A 15,805-nucleotide genomic window follows, 5' to 3' on the forward strand; every position below is an offset into this window, starting at 1 on the left:
TGGGGTCCAAGGAGTAACCCATGACCCGTTCACACCTGCTGGCGGAATCGCTGAAACGCGCCGCCCCAAAGCCGACCTCCGTCCAGATGGCGATGACCTTCATCGGCGCCCTGTTCGGCGCGTCGATTCGGGGGCCGTCCCGATGATGCAGGGGCACGTCGAAGGCGGGGCCTCAGACCCCGTCCCACTCCGACGATACAGGGTCGTGCCCCTTGCGAGCGGCTGGGCGGTCGCGATCAACAAGGCCACAACCCGCCCCCTGCCCGATCGAGCCTCTGCCGAACGTCTGGCCGCAAGACTGCAAGCCGAGGCCGACCGTCTGAACCGCGACCAGCACAGGCGCGCTCAATGATCGCCGCCCTGCCCGCCCCGCCCGCGATCGAGACCCTGACGATCCAACCGACCGGAACCCGCTGGCGCGTCTCCTCTAGCGACGGTTTGTTCGAAGGTGTTTTCACCGATGCCAGGACCGCTGTCCGTTACGCCAAGGCCGAGGCCGAGGCGCATCCGGGACATATCCTGGTGCTGGTCCACGCTCTCGCGACCTGAGGCCTATGACCAAAAGAAGAGGCCGGAGCGAGTGATCGCTCCGGCCTAATTCCTCATTGCTGACGGTCGCCAGATCAGGCGGCGCCGTCGGCCTTCTTTTTCGACGCTTCCGAATAGATCAGCAGGGGCTGGGCCTTGCCGTCGATGACCTCGGCGTTGACCACGACCTCTTCGACGCCTTCGAAGGTCGGCAGTTCGAACATGGTCTCCAGCAGTATGCCTTCCAGAATCGAACGCAGGCCGCGCGCACCGGTCTTGCGGGTGATGGCCTTCTTGGCGACGGCGATCAAGGCGTCGTCGGTAAAGCTCAGTTCGACATTCTCCATCTCGAACAGGCGCTTGTACTGCTTGACCAGAGCGTTCTTCGGCTCGGTCAGGATGGTAACCAGGGCCGTCTCGTCCAGGTCTTCCAGCGTCGCCAGAACGGGGAGACGGCCGATGAACTCGGGGATCAGGCCGAAACGCATCAGATCGTCCGGTTCAACGCCCTTCAGGATGTCGCCTGTGCGACGCTCGTCGATTTCTTTCACCTTGGCGCCAAAACCGATCGAGGCACCGGCTCCGCGCGCCGCAATCACCTTTTCCAGGCCGGCGAAGGCGCCGCCGACGATGAAGAGGATGTTGGCAGTGTCGACCTGCAGGAACTCCTGCTGCGGATGCTTGCGGCCGCCCTGCGGGGGCACGGAGGCGACGGTGCCTTCCATGATCTTCAGCAGGGCCTGCTGCACGCCTTCGCCCGACACGTCGCGGGTGATCGACGGGTTGTCAGACTTGCGCGAAATCTTGTCGATTTCGTCGATGTAGACGATGCCGCGCTGGGCCCGCTCGACGTTATAGTCCGAGGCCTGCAGCAGCTTCAGGATGATGTTCTCGACATCCTCGCCCACATAACCGGCTTCGGTCAGGGTCGTGGCGTCGGCCATGGTGAAGGGCACGTCGATGATGCGCGCCAGCGTCTGGGCCAGCAGCGTCTTGCCCGAGCCAGTCGGCCCGATCAGCATGATGTTCGACTTGGCCAGTTCGACGTCGTTGTTCTTCGTCGCGTGGTTCAGGCGCTTGTAATGGTTGTGGACGGCGACCGAGAGCACCTTTTTTGCGTGGCTCTGGCCGATGACATAGTCATCCAGCACGTCGCGGATTTCCTTGGGCGTGGGAACGCCGTCGGTCGTCTTCTTGAAACCGATCTTGTGCTCTTCACGGATGATGTCCATGCACAGCTCGACGCATTCATCGCAGATGAAGACGGTCGGGCCCGCGATGAGTTTGCGGACCTCGTGCTGGCTCTTTCCGCAGAACGAGCAGTAGAGGGTGCTTTTGGCGTCAGAGCCGGCTGCTTTGGTCATAGACCCTTATCTCACTCCCGCGGGGCGGACCGAAATGGCCCGAAACGCGCTTCCCTCACATTGATTCCAGTACTCTGGCTGCGAAGGTCTTCAAAAAATGACAATCACCCATCACACGTTCCGCGACAACCCCGAAGGCGGCAGGGGATTGTTGCAGTGCGTGGATGGATCAGTGTCGGCGGGGATCAAGGCGAATGTCTGACATGGGGATCAAGCAGGATTTGCGCCAGTCTAAGCCCGCAGAGCGACAGATCGTCGCCTTCGATTTCGACGGGACACTGACGATTCGCGACAGCTTCACCGAATTCCTGCGCTGGCGCGCCGGACCGGGGGCTTGGGCGCTCGGTTTGGTCAAGCTGGCGCCCGCCGTGGCCGCCTATGCCCGGGATCGCGACCGCGGACGGATCAAGGCGGCGTCGGTGAAGGAGTTCCTGAAAGGCGTGGACCGCCACGCTCTCGAAGCCGAGGCCGAACGCTTCGCCGAGGAGATCTGGCCCCGCTTCATGCGGCCCGATGCGCTCGCAGTCTGGAATGACTGGGGCGAACGCGGCGCACATCGCGTCATCGTGACCGCCTCCCCCGCCACGACAGTCGCCCCTTTCGCCCGTAAACTGGGCGCGGAGGCCCTGCTGGGCACGGAGTTCGTTTTCGATTCGGACGATCGGATCACAGGCGCTTTTGCTGGGCCGAACTGTCGCGGGGAAGAAAAGGTGCGACGCCTCAAGGCGGCCTATGGCGACGACATGACGCTGACCGCCGCCTATGGCGACACCTCAGGCGATACGGAAATGCTGGCGATGGCCCAGGAGCCGGGCTTCAGAGTATTCCGCCAGAAGCCGTGACTGTCAGTTGCCGTCGGCATCCACGTCGAACACGACCGCCTTGCCCCGCGAAGCGGGATCCCATCCCGCCGCGATGGCCGAAGTGATGGCGGTGCGAACCGCATCGACATTGACTCGCTGCTTCTCGACATCCGGCCGGCCATTGGGCCGAAGCGGCGGCGGGAACTGCACGATAGCTTCGCGCTTGAAGTCAGCGTGGCGCAAAGAGACAGCCATGCCTTCCCAGACGTTTCCGCCCTTGGGCTGGGGCTGGCGACGAAGCTCCCAGACGTAGCTTTCGCCGTCGACTTCAACCGTGCCGCTTGGATCTCGTGTGAACTGCATGGCGGCCTGATAGCACAAATGGAAAAAGGCGCACCGGCATCGGTGCGCCTTTTCCGTTCGACCTTGGATCAGACCTTAGTTGCCGGGCGTCTTCACGCCGTCGGCGTCGGCCTGTTCGCGGCGGTCGTAGACGTGGTCGACGATGCCCCAGGCCTTGGCTTCCTCGGCCGACATGAAGTGGTCGCGGTCCAGGGTCTTTTCGACTTCCTCGTACGTCCGGCCGGTGTGGTGGACGTAGATCTCGTTCAGACGCTTCTTGGTGTAGCGGATGTCGGCGGCGTGCAACTCGATGTCCGACGCCTGGCCCCGGAAACCGCCCGACGGCTGGTGCACCATGATGCGTGCGTTCGGCAGGGCGATGCGCTGGCCCGCAGCGCCGGCCGTCAGGATCAGCGAGCCGGCCGATGCAGCCATGCCCATCACCACGGTCGAAACGGGGCTCTTGATGTATTGCATGGTGTCGTAGATCGCGAGCGCCGAGGAAACCTGTCCGCCGGGACTGTTGATATACATGCTGATTTCCTTCTTCGGGTTTTCCGATTCCAGGAACAACAGCTGGGCGCAGATCAACGACGCCATGCCGTCCTCGAACGGACCCGTCAGGAAGATGATCCGCTCGCGCAGCAGGCGCGAGAAGATGTCAAAGGAGCGCTCGCCACGGCTGGATTGCTCCACCACCATCGGCACCAGGTTCATATTCATCAGTTCGATAGGATCGCGCATTCAGGCCTTCTCGGGATGCCATGGAGACGATTCAGGTTCGTCCGCCGTTGTCCTTGCATATCGCGTTCGCACGTCAGCTATGCAAGGCGCAGATCATTGATCATCGTCTTCAGCTTGCTGACGGGTGTCGCGCTCGCCGGTCATGCCTCGCAAAACATCCTGCGTTTGCTGAGTTCCGCGCGCTCGGTCGCGACGTGCGGTGTACAGGGACTTAAGATAGTCCTTGTCCCACTGCGTCAGACCCGCGGATCGATCCGATCCCTCCGCGAAGAGGTTCAGAACAGTGTCGTAGCGGGAAGTGTCCGCTCCGGGATCGACCTGCGCCAATGAAATCATCGCGACGTAATCGCTCAGCGCGCCGAAGCCAATTCGCCCTACTCGGGTGACATCGATGATGACGATCACGCGCGCCAGATCGTCACGAATGTTTGCGCGCAGACGAGACGCATCACGCACGGCGATGGTGGGCGGCTCCTCACCGTCCAGACGGATAGCCAGGTCCCCGGTATCCACGCTGACCGGCAGACTGACGTGCCACCACCGCACGGGCGTGTCGGACGACTGAAAGCGCGCTAGCGCCGCCGAGCCCATATCCGTCGAGCCACGTGCGGGTCGAAAGCCGCTGGGATCATCGCGAACAAGCGCTTTCGCCAAATCGGCGGCATCCGCCGCAGCGACAATCATGATGTCCGGCTTGCAACCAGGCTCTTCGATGTCCAGCCCGATATCGACAGCGGTTCGCGAAATGCGATCTACCATGACTTGAGCATATCGAGCGTCCATGTTGGCGACGCCAACGCAGATCGCACGATCCCACCGCGCCAGATTACGTCCACGAGGCGGCGCCGCAACCTCGCTGATAAAGGATTGCACCTCTTCTCTCAGCCGGCGCGCGGTGACTTCGACCTGGCCCAGCTCCGTGGGCGCCTGCTGTGTTTGCGGAGCCTGTGATGAGGGACTCGCGACATCCTGAGCCTGCACCGAACCGCCTGCAAGCACTGCTGCAGAGAACGCAAGGGCGAGGACGTTCATGGTCGGCTCCAGCAGATCAGAAGAATCAAAAAGGGGACGCGAACGCGCCCCCTTCCGACTAGCCGCTCAATAAGCGACGAAACAGTTACACTTCCGTAAGCGAAGATTTAGCCCTCTTCGTCTTCCTTCAGCAGCTCTTCCTTCGTGATCGGCTTGTCGGTCACGTCGGCGACGCCCACGATCAGGTCGACGACCTTCTCTTCATAGATAGGGGCGCGCATCTGGGCGGCGGCGTTGGGGTTCTGGCGGTAGAAGTTCAGCACGGCCTGTTCCTGGCCCGGATAGTTGCGGGCTTCCTGCAGGATGGCGGCGTTCAGCTCCTGGTCGGTGACCTGAACGTTGTTGGCGCGACCGATCTCGGCCAGCACCAGGCCCAGACGGACGCGGCGCTCGGCGATCTTACGGTATTCGGCCTTCAGGTCCTCGTCCGACTTGGCGGCGTCTTCTTCCGGCAGGCGGCCGGCGGTCTTGTCGGCCTCGACCTGTTGCCAGATGCCCTCGAACTCGGCGTCCACCATCTTCGGCGGCAGCGGGAAGTCGTGGGCTTCGTCCAGTTGGTCCAGCAGGGCGCGCTTCAGCTTGAAGCGGGCGGCGCCGGCGTACTGCTGGTTCAGGTTCTGGCTCAGCAGTTCCTTCAGCTTATCCAGCGATTCCAGGCCGATGCGGGTGGCGAACTCTTCGTCGATCTTGGCTTCGGCTTCGGCCTTGATGGCCTTCACCTTGACGTCGAATGTCGCCAGCTTACCGGCTAGGTGCGCGGCCTGATATTCTGCGGGGAAGGTGACCTCGATGGTCTTTTCTTCACCGACCTTGGCGCCCGTCAGCTGCTCTTCGAAGCCGGGGATGAAGCGGCCCGAGCCGATCACCAGGTCCGCGTCCTCGGCGGCGCCGCCTTCGAAAGGCTCGCCGTCCAGCTTGCCCAGGAAGTCGATCGTCAGTTGGTCGCCTTCGGCAGCCTTGGCGGTCTTGCCCTTCTTGTCTTCGTAGGTCTTGGCCTGACCGGCCAGCTCCGTCAGGGCTTCGTCCAGATCGGCGTCCGACGCTTCATAGGTCGGGCGTTCCAGCTTCAGGGTCTTGGGATCGACCGGGGTGAAGTCCGGCATGATTTCCAGGGCCATTTCATAGGACAGGTCTTCCTGACCGGCGATGACCTTGTCCATGTCGGACGTCAGCTTCATCTCGGCCGGAGCGGCCGGACGGACCTTGGCCTCGTCCAGAGCCTTCTGGCTGGATTCGTTCAGCTCGGCGTTGATGATCTCGCCCATGAACTCACGGCCGAAGGTCTTCTTGACGTGGGCGACCGGCACCTTGCCCGGACGGAAGCCCTTCAGCTTCACCTGCGGGGCGACTTCCTTGACGCGGGCTTCGAGCTTCTCATTCAGCTCCGCGACGGGAATGGTGACCGCGATCACGCGGCTGAGGCCTTCGTTCGACTTTTCGACGACTTGCATGGCGGAGATTCTGACGCTCTGTGGCGCATGGGCCTTAAGGACGGCCGGCGCGGAATGGATAAAGCAAGAAGGCCGCCCCGTTAGGAGCGGCGCCTCGAAGCCCGCCCTTATGTCGAGAAGGGCCCCAAAGGTCAACGCGGGCGTGGTCGCGACCGGTGGTTTCGCGGCTCAGGCATGGTTATGTTGGCCATATGAGCCAACCCGCCTCCCCCATCGGCGTCTTCGTCACGCCCGTCACCCCGCTTCAGCAGAACTGCACCACCGTCTGGTGCACCGCCACCAACAAGGCGGCCGTGATCGATCCGGGTGGCTCTGTCGATGCGATTCTGGGCGAAGTTTCGCGGCGCGGCCTGACGCTGGACCAGATCTGGATCACCCACGGCCACCTGGACCATGCGGGCGGCGCGGCCGAGATGCAGGAGAAGACCGGGGTTCAGATCACCGGCCCGCAGAAGGCCGATCAGTTCTGGATCGACCGGATCGTGGAGAGCGGCCGGATGTACGGCCTGCCCGACGCCCGTCCGTTCACCCCTGATCGCTGGTTGGAGGGCGGCGACACGGCGTCGTTGGGCGAAACCACATGGGAAGTGCGTCACTGCCCCGGCCATACGCCCGGCCACGTCATCTTCTTCAATCGAGCGGCGCGATTCGCTCAGGTCGGCGACGTCCTGTTCAAAGGATCCGTCGGCCGCACCGACTTCCCCATGAGCGATCCGCCGGCCCTGATCCGGTCGGTAATCGAAAAGCTGTGGCCGCTGGGCGACGACGTGACCTTCGTGCCGGGGCATGGGCCAATCTCGACCTTTGGCGAGGAACGCCGCAACAATCCGTTCGTCTCGGACGCTGCATTGCGACAGGCCCCGATCCAGCGTGAGCCGACGGGGCCTGCCTAAAAAAACGGTCGCTTGGATCAGCGGCGCAGGATCATGCCGATGATCACGCCAATGCCCAAGGCATACAGTGTCGCCTTCATCGGGCTGTCCTGAATGTCTTCCTGGACGCGATGCACACGGCCCGAGATCTTTTCACGCACCAGCCCGGCGTCTTCACGCACGGCCTGACGGATTGAGGTCGTTTCGCCGAAGCTGCGGCCTTCGCCCCCAGCCAGGATGGCGTCGGCTTCCCTATCCAGCCGCTGGGTCAGGTCGTCGTCCTCCAGGACGATATCGTCAGGCGAGGGCGAAGTGATGGGGGTGTTGGTCATGTCTGTCTCCGGGTTCGCAGAACAAACCGGCGTGGCGACCTGCGGTTCCGCTTTGAACGACAGCGGCGACCCCGCGTTGGATTCCCGCAAAGGAGACCATCATGACCTATGTCGAACCCACGCCGACCACGCCGCAACCCGAAATCCAGCCCGACCCCACGCCCCAGCCGGAAATCCAGCCCTCCGACAGCCCTGACGAAGTTCCGCCCATGGAACCCGGCGGGGGCGACGAAGGTGATTCCCGTCCTTACGGCGCTGGCTGAAGTCAAACCACGAAGACGTTCAGGGGCGTGACAGTAAAACAGGGTTCCGAACGGAACCGTCACCGAGTCACAGGGTTCACTTCAGCAAGCGCAACGGCAGCAGTGAAAGGACCCCGATGGACAGCCAGCCCACACGACCCTCCGGCGTTTCCAAGCGAGGTTTTGCCTCCATGGACCCCGAACGTCAGCGTGAAATCGCGCGCAAAGGGGGCGCCAGCGTCCCCAGCGAGAAACGAAGCTTCTCCCAGGATCGCAGCCTCGCCGCACAGGCCGGCCGCAAAGGCGGAGAAGCCTCGCACGGAACCAAGAAAGACGCGGACACGCCCGACGGCGAATAATCCGCTGATGCGATATAAAATAAGGGCGGCCCGTCATCGACGCGCCGCCCTTTTTCTTTGCGTCTCGGGCGTCGCACGGTGCGACGCCCAGGCCCATTCAGGCCTTGAGCAGAGCGAGAGCCACGCTGGGCTCGGGCGACACGTCGATACGAACCACGGACCATCCGGATGCTTTCGCCATGGCTTCGACCGTATCGGGCGTGAACTTGCGCGAGCTTTCGGTATGGATCGTCTCGCCGCTCATGAAGCGGAACGTCTGATCGCCGATGTGGACGGTCGTCGGGGTGACAGCCTGCAGATGCATCTCCATCCGCGACGCCTCCGAGTTCCACACTGCGCGGTGCGTAAAGGCGTCCAGATCGAAATCGGCCTCCAGTTCGGCGTTGGCGCGAACCAGCAGATTGCGATTGAAGGCGGCGGTCACGCCCTGGCTGTCATCATAGGCGGCGACCAGGATTGCCGGATCCTTCACCAGATCGACCCCAAGGATGAACAGCGCTCCCTCCCCCAGCATCCGTCGCGCCGTCGCAAGGAACCGCTCGGCTTCAGCCGGTTGCAGATTGCCGATGGTCGAACCGGGGAAGAAACCGATGCGCCGTCCGCGCGGCAAGTCGTCCGGCAAGGGCGCCAGATGTTCGAAATCACCCAACACGGGCTGAACCCTCAGTCCTGGATAGTCCGAACGAATTCGGATCGCGGCGTCCAGCAGCGCCGTCTCGCTGATGTCCAGCGGCACATAGGCGCCCAGGTCAGGCAAGGCATCCAGCAGGATACGGGTCTTCTCGCTGGCCCCGGACCCAAACTCCACCAGCACGGCGTCCGGTCCAAAATCGGCGGTCAGGGCGGCGGCGCTTTCACGCAACAGCGCCGTCTCCTGCCGCGTCGGATAATATTCAGGCAGGGCCGTGATGTCCTCGAACAGGCGCGACCCTTCGGCGTCATAGAACCATTTGGGCGGTACGGCCTTCTGATCGCGCGACAGGCCCTCGACCATATCCTGCCGGAAGGCGTTGGTCTGGGCGTCGTCCGTCGGCGCGGCTCGCCTCTGCGGGACGTCTTCGGCCAGTCTCAAACCCATGAAGGCCCACCTCTGTTGGGGATAGTAGAAATTGCGATAGGTGACGCGGCTGTGCCCTTCAGGCGTGGCGAAGGCGCCGCCGCGCAGCACCATCTGATTGGCCATGAACTTGCCGTTGTACTCGGCGGCCGTGCCGGGCGTCGGCTGGAAGCCGGGATATGGGGCGTAGGCGCTGGATGTCCACTGCCAGACCTCGCCCGACAAGTTCGAGAAGTCATCGGGCGCAATCGTCGCCGCATGTTCCCATTCCGCCTCGGACGGCAGCCGCTTGCCGGCCCACCGCGCAAAGGCGTCGGCCTCATAGAAGCTGATGTGTCGAACGGGCGTGGTGGGATCGACCGAGTTACGCCCCGTCAGGCTCATGACCGTCCAGTCGCCATCGTCGCAGCGCCAATACAGCGGCGCTGTCCAGCTCTCGGCCTTTACCGTCGCCCAACCGTCCGACAGCCACAGGTCAGCCCGGCTGTAACCCCCGTCCTCGATGAACCTGATCCAGTCGCCGTTCGTCACCAGATCGGCGGCCAGGGCGAACGGCTCCAGCCAGACCCGATGGCTCGGCCCCTCATTGTCGAACGCGAAGCCGGCGCCGCCATGACCGATCGACACCAGACCAGCGTCGAACGCCACCATGCCGCCCCGCCTGGCCTGAACCGGCGCATTGCGAGGTTCGACTGCATAAGCGGCCGGGTCCAGCGGCGAGCGCGACATCAGGTTCAGCATGTCCATCAGGAACAGCTCCTGATGCTGCTGGTCGTGATGCAGGCCCAGTTCGAACAGATACCGCTGCTGACCGCTCGACGGCCCCTGCGCCAACCAGGCGGCCATTCGCCGGTCGATCTCGCGGCGATAGGCCAGCACCTCGTCCACGGACGGCCGGGTCATCAGCCCGCGCTGGTCGCGCGGCACCCGCTCGCCTAGCGCCTCGTAGTAGGAGTTGAACAACTGCTGGAAGCGCGGATCGACGGGCCGATATTCCGGGTCGGCCGACAGGATCATCGCCTCGAAGAACCAACTGGTGTGGCCCAGGTGCCATTTGCCGGGACTGCAATCGACCATCGACTGGGCCGATAGATCCTCTGCAGACAGGCCCTTGGCCAGGTCGGCCATGACCGTACGCACGGCCCTGAATCGCGCCACATCGGACGCTGCGCGCGTATCGGGCTCGAAGCGAGCATTCATATCAGCCGTTCCGTCGCCCCACGACCCTGACCGCGCGTCTCGTCGTCATGAACACCGAACGTCGGCCGAAGGTCAGGGTTCCCAACGGTTTGGGCTTATAAACCGGCCGTATTCAGCGCACCGGCCGCCCGCCATGTCTTGCATATTCCAACCGCGCGATGGTGCGGTTGTGGACCTCGTCCGGGCCGTCGGCGATACGAAGCGTACGCACCCCGGCATAAAGCTCGGCCAGGGGCGTATCGCCCGAGACGCCGGCCCCGCCGAACGCCTGGATGGCGTCGTCGATGATCTGCAAGGCCATCTTCGGGGCCGCGACCTTGATCTGCGCGATCTCGGAACGGGCGTTCTTGGCTCCCGCCTGATCCATCATCCAAGCGGCCTTCAGAACCAGCATACGGCACATCTCGATATTGGTGCGGGCTTCGGCGACGCGCTGTTCCCATATCGAATGTTCGGCCAGTTGCTTTTTGAACGCCGTCCGGTTCAGCAGCCGCACGACCATCAGCTCCAGCGCCCGTTCCGCCGCCCCGATCACGCGCATACAGTGGTGGATGCGACCCGGACCAAGCCGCCCCTGCGCGATCTCGAACCCACGGCCCTCGCCGGCGATCAGGTTCTCGATCGGCACCCGCACGTTCTCGAGCACCACCTCGGCGTGGCCGATCGGCTTTTCGTCATAGCCGAACACCGACAGCATCCGCTCGACGCGGAACCCGGGGGTGTCCACGGGCACGATCACCTGTGACTGCTGGGCGTGGGCGGCGGCGTCGAAATCGGTCTTGCCCATGACGATGGTCATGGCGACGTTCGGGTGGCCCATATTGGTCGACCACCATTTGCGGCCGTTGATGACATAGTGGTCGCCGTCGCGCTCGATCCGGGTCTGGATATTGGTCGCGTCGGACGAGGCGACCTCGGGTTCGGTCATCAGGAAAGCCGAGCGGATTTCGCCCGCCATCAGAGGCTTCAGCCACCGCTCCTGCTGGGCGGCGTCGCCGTACATGTGCAGGACTTCCATATTGCCGGTGTCGGGGGCGTTGCAGTTGAACACCTCCGCCGACCACAGATGGGCGCCCATCATCTCGGCCAGGGGCGCATAATCGAGGTTGGTCAGGCCCGCACCGTGCTCGCCCGGCAGGAACATGTTCCACAGCCCGGCCTCGCGTGCGGCGGCCTTCATCGCCTCCATGACCGGCGGCTGTCGGGTCGAATCTTCGCGCACCTGGGCGAAATACTCGGCCTCGCGCGGGACCACCTGTTCGTCCAGGAAGCGGCGGACCCGGGCGTGCCACTCCAGCGCGCGGTCGGAATGTTTGAAGTCCATGGCGTTATCCTCTGTCCCGTTCGCGCCTCTGCCGGGCGCTCGATACGAAAACGGCGCGGCCCCGATCAGGAGCCGCGCCGCCATAACTGGTCGTTCAGACCGGCATCAGCGCTTCAGCAGCGGAGCCAGCTTCTGAGCGATCATCATATCGCCGGCGATCTTCAGCTTGCCCTGCATGAAGGCCATCATCGGATCCAGCTTGCCTTCCGACAGGGCCATGAAGTCATCCCACTTCATCGAGACGGTGGCGTCGGCGGGCTTGTCTTCGTTCGTCACCGTGTTCGGCGTCGAAGCGCCGTCGATGAAAATCTTGCCCTCGTCGCCGAGGTCGAGCTTGACGGTCTTGCCGAGGCCGGAGTCGTCGCCGACGGCGCCGCGGATGTGTTCGGTGACTTGTGCGAGATCGGGCATTGGGGGCGTCTCCCTAAAAGGACGTTGTGAACTACGGGTTAGCCCGCATCGACGAGGGCGCCAAGATCACGTCGGGTAAAGCTCGCGTCACTTCTCCGGATCGCCGTCCCGAAAGCGCCACTTCATGGCCAGAACGCACGACGCCATGACCAGGGCGCAGGCGTTGGCAACCGTCACGGGCCACGCCTGGGTCATCACGCCGTAGATTACCCACAGAACGAAACAGGTCACAGTCAGCGAATAGGTCTTCAGACTGACCGACGACGCATCCCGCTCCTTCCAGATCTTGATCGCCTGGGGGGCGAAACTGGTGATCGAGCACACGGCCGCCGCCGAGCCGACGACATTGGCGATCAGATCGCTCACGGGGCGATCCGTCGATCGCTGGTGTCACGGGCGGGGGACAAGGGCGTCAGCTCGCTGATGGCGGATTGGGTGGTCCAACTTCCGGATTGAGGAGGTGATTGTCAAATGGCCATGAATGCCGCTGCGCCTGCTGCATCGCCGCGTTTCAGGGCGGCTCCAGCTGCAGTGACATGCGCGGTCAAGGCGTCAGCGGCATGATCGGGCGATCGCCGTTTCAAGAGCGCCATACGCCCCTCCTGTCCGTCGTCCTGATCACCTCGACGCTCGCCTTTTCAACTGCCGCCCTGGCTCATCCCCAGCCGCCGATTGAACGCGACTTCTGCGCCGACCGCCCCCGGCAAGGGCACGCCGACCTGCATTCTCGATCGAGGCCGCTGGCCTCGGCCTGAACGACGACAGCCCCGACGTCGAGTTCGGCGTCGAGTTCGGCGTCAGCCTCGCGCGACGGTTTATAGGCTGAGGTTGCCGATCCGCCTTTCCACTGCGACAAACAGATATGTCCGACGAGACGAACATCCCTGGCGGGGTCGTGCACGATCTGCCTGACGACCTGCGAGCGGCGCTGACGGCCAATCCGGTCGCCTTGGCGACCTGGACGGACATTACGCCGCTGGCCCGCAACGAATGGATCTGCTGGGTCGAGTCCGCAAAAAAGCAGGAGACAAGGCGCAAGCGGATCCACTGGGGCGGCTCCAGCCTTCAGGAAGGCAAGCGCCGCCCATGCTGCTGGCCCGGATGCCCGCATCGCCAGGCGCAACAGCCGGCGCAAGACAAGCTGTGACGCAGGCTGAAGGCGGCCACGCCCTGCTCCGCCTTATGCGCAGGGTGAGCTTCTGGCATTACCTGCTGCTGACCTTGCCCATGTTCGTGGTCGCGCTGATCCTGCGCGCCGTCACCCATTCCGACCTGCCCTACTACGTCTGGGCCGTGCTGTGGGCGGTTCCGCTGCTGATCGTGCTTGCGGCGCGCTGGGTCTATTTCGTCTTCACCCTGGCCTGGGCGATCCTGGTCGAGATCGTGCGGGCCGTGCGAAGCGCGTTCGCACGGCCCGGATAGGTTACGCCGCCTCGACGACCTCTTGCGCCGGTTCGGTGCGGATCATGTAGTCGAAGGCCGACAGACCCGCCTTCGATCCCTCACCCATGGCGATGACGATCTGTTTGTAGGGCACGGTCGTCACGTCGCCGGCCGCGAAGATGCCGGGCTGCGAGGTCTCGCCGCGATGATCCACCTCGATCTCGCCGCGCTGGGTCAGGCCCACCGCGCCGCGCAGCCATTCTGTATTCGGCACCAGGCCGATTTGGACGAAGACGCCTTCCAGGTCGACGTCGTGGTGGGCGTCGGAGTTGCGGTCCTTGTAGGACAGGCCCGTCACCTTCTCGCCATCGCCGTGAACCTCGGTGGTCAGGGCCGATGTGACGATCCGCACGTTCGGCAGGGTCGCCAGCTTCCTCTGCAGCACCGCATCGGCCCGCAGTTCGCTGTCGTATTCGATCAGGGTGACATGGGCCACGATGCCCGCCAGGTCGATGGCCGCCTCGACGCCCGAGTTGCCGCCGCCGATCACTGCCACCCGCTTGCCCTTGAACAGCGGCCCGTCGCAGTGCGGGCAATAGGCGACGCCCTTGTTCTTGTACTGGTCCTCGCCCGGCACGTTCATCTGGCGCCAGCGCGCGCCGGTGGACAGGATGACGGTGCGCGACTTCAGGCTGGCGCCGTTTTCCAGCACCACCTCGTGCAGTCCGCCCGGAACTTTGGACGGCACCAGCTTGGCGGCCTTCTGCAGGTTCATCAGGTCCACCTCATATTCGCGGACGTGCTGTTCCAGATGGGCGGCCAGTTTCGGCCCCTCGGTATGCGGCACCGAGATGAAGTTCTCGATCGACATGGTGTCCAGCACCTGGCCGCCGAACCGCTCGGCCGCGATGCCCGTGCGGATGCCCTTGCGGGCGGTATAGATGGCCGCCGCCGCCCCGGCAGGCCCGCCACCGATCACCAGAACGTCGAACGGCGCCTTGGTCCTGATCTTCTCGGCCGCGCGGGCGTCGGCGCCACTGTCGATCTTGGCGACGATCTGCTCCAGCTCCATCCGGCCCTGACCAAACAGTTCGCCGTTCAGGAAGACCGTCGGCACGGCCATGATCTTGCGCGCGTCCACCTCGTCCTTGAACAGACCGCCCTCGATGGCGACGTGTTTGATACGCGGGTTGATGACGCTCATCAGGTTCAGCGCCTGCACCACGTCGGGGCAGTTCTGGCACGACAGCGAGAAATAGGTCTCGAACACATAGTCGCCGTCCAGGTCCTTGATCTGCTGGATCACCTCCTGCGCCGCCTTGGACGGATGACCGCCGACGTGCAGCAGGGCCAGCACCAGCGAGGTGAACTCGTGGCCCAGTGGAATGCCGGCGAACCGCACGCCGATGTCGGTGCCCTTCCTGCGGATCAGGAAGCTGGGCTGGCGCTCGTCGTCATAGTCGCGGCCCATCTCGACCTTGCCGTGCGAGACCGAGACGATCTCCTCCAGCAGGCTCTTCAGCTCGATCGACTTGGGCCCCGCGCCCAACGAGGCGACCAGTTCGACCGGATGGACGATGTTCTTGAGATAGCCCTCGAGCTGAGATTTCAGATTGGCGTCCAGCATGGAGCAGTCCTCGAATTTCAGGGGTGGCGCGCGGCCTTCGAGCCGATCCCGGCGAGGCTTGCGCGAAAGGTCCGGCCCCCGAGACATGGGGCGCCGGGTGGGTCCGACCCGAAGGCCGGACCCGATAGGCGTCGTTCAGTCTTAGATCTTGCCGACGAGGTCGAGCGACGGCGCCAGGGTGGCCTCGCCTTCTTCCCACTTGGCCGGGCAGACTTCACCCGGGTGCGAGCGCACATATTGCGCGGCCTTGACCTTGCGCAGCAGTTCGGCGGCGTTGCGGCCGATGCCTTCCGACGTGGTCTCGGTGAACTGGATCACCCCGTCCGGATCGACCAGGAAGGTCGAACGGTCTGCCAGGCCCACGCCCGGACGCATGGCGTCGAAGTTGTTGGTCACCTGGCCCGAGGGGTCGCCCAGCATGGTGTAGTTGATCTTGCCGATGGCCGGCGACGAGTCGTGCCAGGCCTTGTGCGAGAAGTGGGTGTCGGTCGACACCGAATAGATCTCGACGCCCAGCTTCTGGAACGCCTCATAGTGATCGGCCAGGTCTTCCAGCTCGGTCGGGCACACGAAGGTGAAGTCGGCCGGATAGAAGAAGAAGATCGCCCACTTGCCCGCCACGTCGGCGTCCGTGACCGTCAGGAACTTGCCGTTCTTGTAGGCCTCGGCCGTGAAGGGTTTGATGGTCGTGTTGATCAGGGCCATGCGGAAAATCCATTGCAGGGTGGTTGGGA

At 63.9% G+C, this 15,805-nt stretch carries 20 protein-coding genes; 8 read left to right on the top strand and 12 right to left on the bottom strand.

All coding sequences use genetic code 11. The annotated features are described in order from the left end of the window. Nucleotides 1-20 precede the first annotated feature (20 nt). Both ACZZZD_RS03995 and ACZZZD_RS04000 read left to right on the top strand, forming a co-directional pair. On the top strand, nucleotides 21-146 hold the full coding sequence (locus ACZZZD_RS03995; protein ID WP_463432848.1) for a hypothetical protein: 126 nt from the start codon (nucleotides 21-23) through the stop codon (nucleotides 144-146). Between the two features lie 202 nt (nucleotides 147-348). Continuing rightward, nucleotides 349-549, top strand: a complete 201-nt coding sequence (locus ACZZZD_RS04000) for a hypothetical protein (RefSeq protein WP_463432850.1) — start codon at nucleotides 349-351, stop codon at nucleotides 547-549. 74 nt (nucleotides 550-623) lie between these two features. Here the strand turns inward: ACZZZD_RS04000 and clpX are convergent, their stop codons facing one another. Beyond that, a complete protein-coding gene (clpX, locus tag ACZZZD_RS04005) occupies nucleotides 624-1,892 on the bottom strand; it encodes an ATP-dependent Clp protease ATP-binding subunit ClpX (protein ID WP_372694983.1) in 1,269 nt (422 codons plus the stop codon). A 194-nt stretch (nucleotides 1,893-2,086) separates the two neighbouring features. Here clpX and ACZZZD_RS04010 point away from each other — a divergent pair, with 194 nt between their 5' ends. Continuing rightward, entirely contained in the window at nucleotides 2,087-2,734 is a 648-nt protein-coding gene (locus tag ACZZZD_RS04010) for an HAD-IB family hydrolase (protein WP_463432852.1), read from the top strand. 3 nt (nucleotides 2,735-2,737) lie between these two features. Here the strand turns inward: ACZZZD_RS04010 and ACZZZD_RS04015 are convergent, their stop codons facing one another. The 4 genes from ACZZZD_RS04015 to tig form a co-directional block, all read right to left on the bottom strand. Continuing rightward, entirely contained in the window at nucleotides 2,738-3,058 is a 321-nt protein-coding gene (locus ACZZZD_RS04015) for a hypothetical protein (protein WP_463432854.1), read from the bottom strand. A gap of 75 nt (nucleotides 3,059-3,133) precedes the next feature. Beyond that, nucleotides 3,134-3,781 (bottom strand): ATP-dependent Clp protease proteolytic subunit, encoded by a 648-nt coding sequence (locus ACZZZD_RS04020; protein WP_135195868.1) that lies wholly within the window; start codon nucleotides 3,779-3,781, stop codon nucleotides 3,134-3,136. 93 nt (nucleotides 3,782-3,874) lie between these two features. Further along, nucleotides 3,875-4,813 carry a hypothetical protein gene (locus ACZZZD_RS04025; protein ID WP_463432856.1) on the bottom strand — a complete coding sequence of 313 codons (939 nt, stop codon included), beginning with the start codon at nucleotides 4,811-4,813 and terminating at the stop codon, nucleotides 3,875-3,877. 107 nt (nucleotides 4,814-4,920) lie between these two features. After that, nucleotides 4,921-6,264, bottom strand: a complete 1,344-nt coding sequence (gene tig, locus ACZZZD_RS04030; protein WP_463432858.1) for a trigger factor — start codon at nucleotides 6,262-6,264, stop codon at nucleotides 4,921-4,923. A 191-nt stretch (nucleotides 6,265-6,455) separates the two neighbouring features. Between tig and ACZZZD_RS04035 the strand changes: the two genes are divergently transcribed. Then, nucleotides 6,456-7,157 carry an MBL fold metallo-hydrolase gene (locus ACZZZD_RS04035; RefSeq protein ID WP_463432860.1) on the top strand — a complete coding sequence of 234 codons (702 nt, stop codon included), beginning with the start codon at nucleotides 6,456-6,458 and terminating at the stop codon, nucleotides 7,155-7,157. A 17-nt stretch (nucleotides 7,158-7,174) separates the two neighbouring features. Here the strand turns inward: ACZZZD_RS04035 and ACZZZD_RS04040 are convergent, their stop codons facing one another. Continuing rightward, complete coding sequence (locus ACZZZD_RS04040) at nucleotides 7,175-7,468, bottom strand: hypothetical protein (protein ID WP_463432862.1); 294 nt, start codon at nucleotides 7,466-7,468, stop codon at nucleotides 7,175-7,177. Nucleotides 7,469-7,569: 101 nt separating this feature from the next. Here ACZZZD_RS04040 and ACZZZD_RS04045 point away from each other — a divergent pair, with 101 nt between their 5' ends. After that, nucleotides 7,570-7,731, top strand: a complete 162-nt coding sequence (locus ACZZZD_RS04045; RefSeq protein ID WP_463432864.1) for a hypothetical protein — start codon at nucleotides 7,570-7,572, stop codon at nucleotides 7,729-7,731. 116 nt (nucleotides 7,732-7,847) lie between these two features. Further along, entirely contained in the window at nucleotides 7,848-8,069 is a 222-nt protein-coding gene (locus ACZZZD_RS04050) for a con-10 family general stress protein (protein WP_159851068.1), read from the top strand. 97 nt (nucleotides 8,070-8,166) lie between these two features. Here the strand turns inward: ACZZZD_RS04050 and egtB are convergent, their stop codons facing one another. The 4 genes from egtB to ACZZZD_RS04070 all read right to left on the bottom strand — a co-directional run bounded on the left by egtB (nucleotide 8,167) and on the right by ACZZZD_RS04070 (nucleotide 12,427). Next, on the bottom strand, nucleotides 8,167-10,326 hold the full coding sequence (gene egtB, locus ACZZZD_RS04055; protein ID WP_463432866.1) for an ergothioneine biosynthesis protein EgtB: 2,160 nt from the start codon (nucleotides 10,324-10,326) through the stop codon (nucleotides 8,167-8,169). Nucleotides 10,327-10,438: 112 nt separating this feature from the next. Next, complete coding sequence (locus ACZZZD_RS04060) at nucleotides 10,439-11,650, bottom strand: acyl-CoA dehydrogenase family protein (RefSeq protein ID WP_463432868.1); 1,212 nt, start codon at nucleotides 11,648-11,650, stop codon at nucleotides 10,439-10,441. Between the two features lie 105 nt (nucleotides 11,651-11,755). After that, nucleotides 11,756-12,061 carry an SCP2 sterol-binding domain-containing protein gene (locus ACZZZD_RS04065; RefSeq protein ID WP_463432870.1) on the bottom strand — a complete coding sequence of 102 codons (306 nt, stop codon included), beginning with the start codon at nucleotides 12,059-12,061 and terminating at the stop codon, nucleotides 11,756-11,758. Between the two features lie 87 nt (nucleotides 12,062-12,148). Then, nucleotides 12,149-12,427 (bottom strand): SemiSWEET family sugar transporter, encoded by a 279-nt coding sequence (locus ACZZZD_RS04070; protein WP_463432872.1) that lies wholly within the window; start codon nucleotides 12,425-12,427, stop codon nucleotides 12,149-12,151. A gap of 496 nt (nucleotides 12,428-12,923) precedes the next feature. On the opposite strand from ACZZZD_RS04070, the gene ACZZZD_RS04075 reads away from it, so the two are divergent. Both ACZZZD_RS04075 and ACZZZD_RS04080 read left to right on the top strand, forming a co-directional pair. Continuing rightward, nucleotides 12,924-13,208 carry a YdeI/OmpD-associated family protein gene (locus tag ACZZZD_RS04075; protein ID WP_463432874.1) on the top strand — a complete coding sequence of 95 codons (285 nt, stop codon included), beginning with the start codon at nucleotides 12,924-12,926 and terminating at the stop codon, nucleotides 13,206-13,208. Continuing rightward, the gene (locus ACZZZD_RS04080) at nucleotides 13,205-13,483 is read left to right on the top strand and encodes a hypothetical protein (RefSeq protein WP_463432876.1); all 279 of its coding nucleotides are present in this window, start codon (nucleotides 13,205-13,207) and stop codon (nucleotides 13,481-13,483) included. The genes ACZZZD_RS04075 and ACZZZD_RS04080 overlap by 4 nt, the downstream gene beginning before the upstream one ends. 1 nt (nucleotide 13,484) lies before the next feature. On the opposite strand, the gene ahpF is transcribed toward ACZZZD_RS04080, so the two are convergent. Together ahpF and ahpC are read right to left on the bottom strand one after the other, a co-directional pair. Continuing rightward, nucleotides 13,485-15,071 (bottom strand): alkyl hydroperoxide reductase subunit F, encoded by a 1,587-nt coding sequence (gene ahpF, locus ACZZZD_RS04085; RefSeq protein ID WP_463432878.1) that lies wholly within the window; start codon nucleotides 15,069-15,071, stop codon nucleotides 13,485-13,487. 141 nt (nucleotides 15,072-15,212) lie between these two features. Further along, nucleotides 15,213-15,776: an alkyl hydroperoxide reductase subunit C gene (gene ahpC, locus ACZZZD_RS04090; RefSeq protein WP_463432880.1), complete on the bottom strand. Its 564-nt coding sequence runs from the start codon at nucleotides 15,774-15,776 to the stop codon at nucleotides 15,213-15,215. Between the last annotated feature and the right edge of the window lie 29 nt (nucleotides 15,777-15,805).

This window comes from Brevundimonas sp. AC546 (assembly GCF_979258305.1).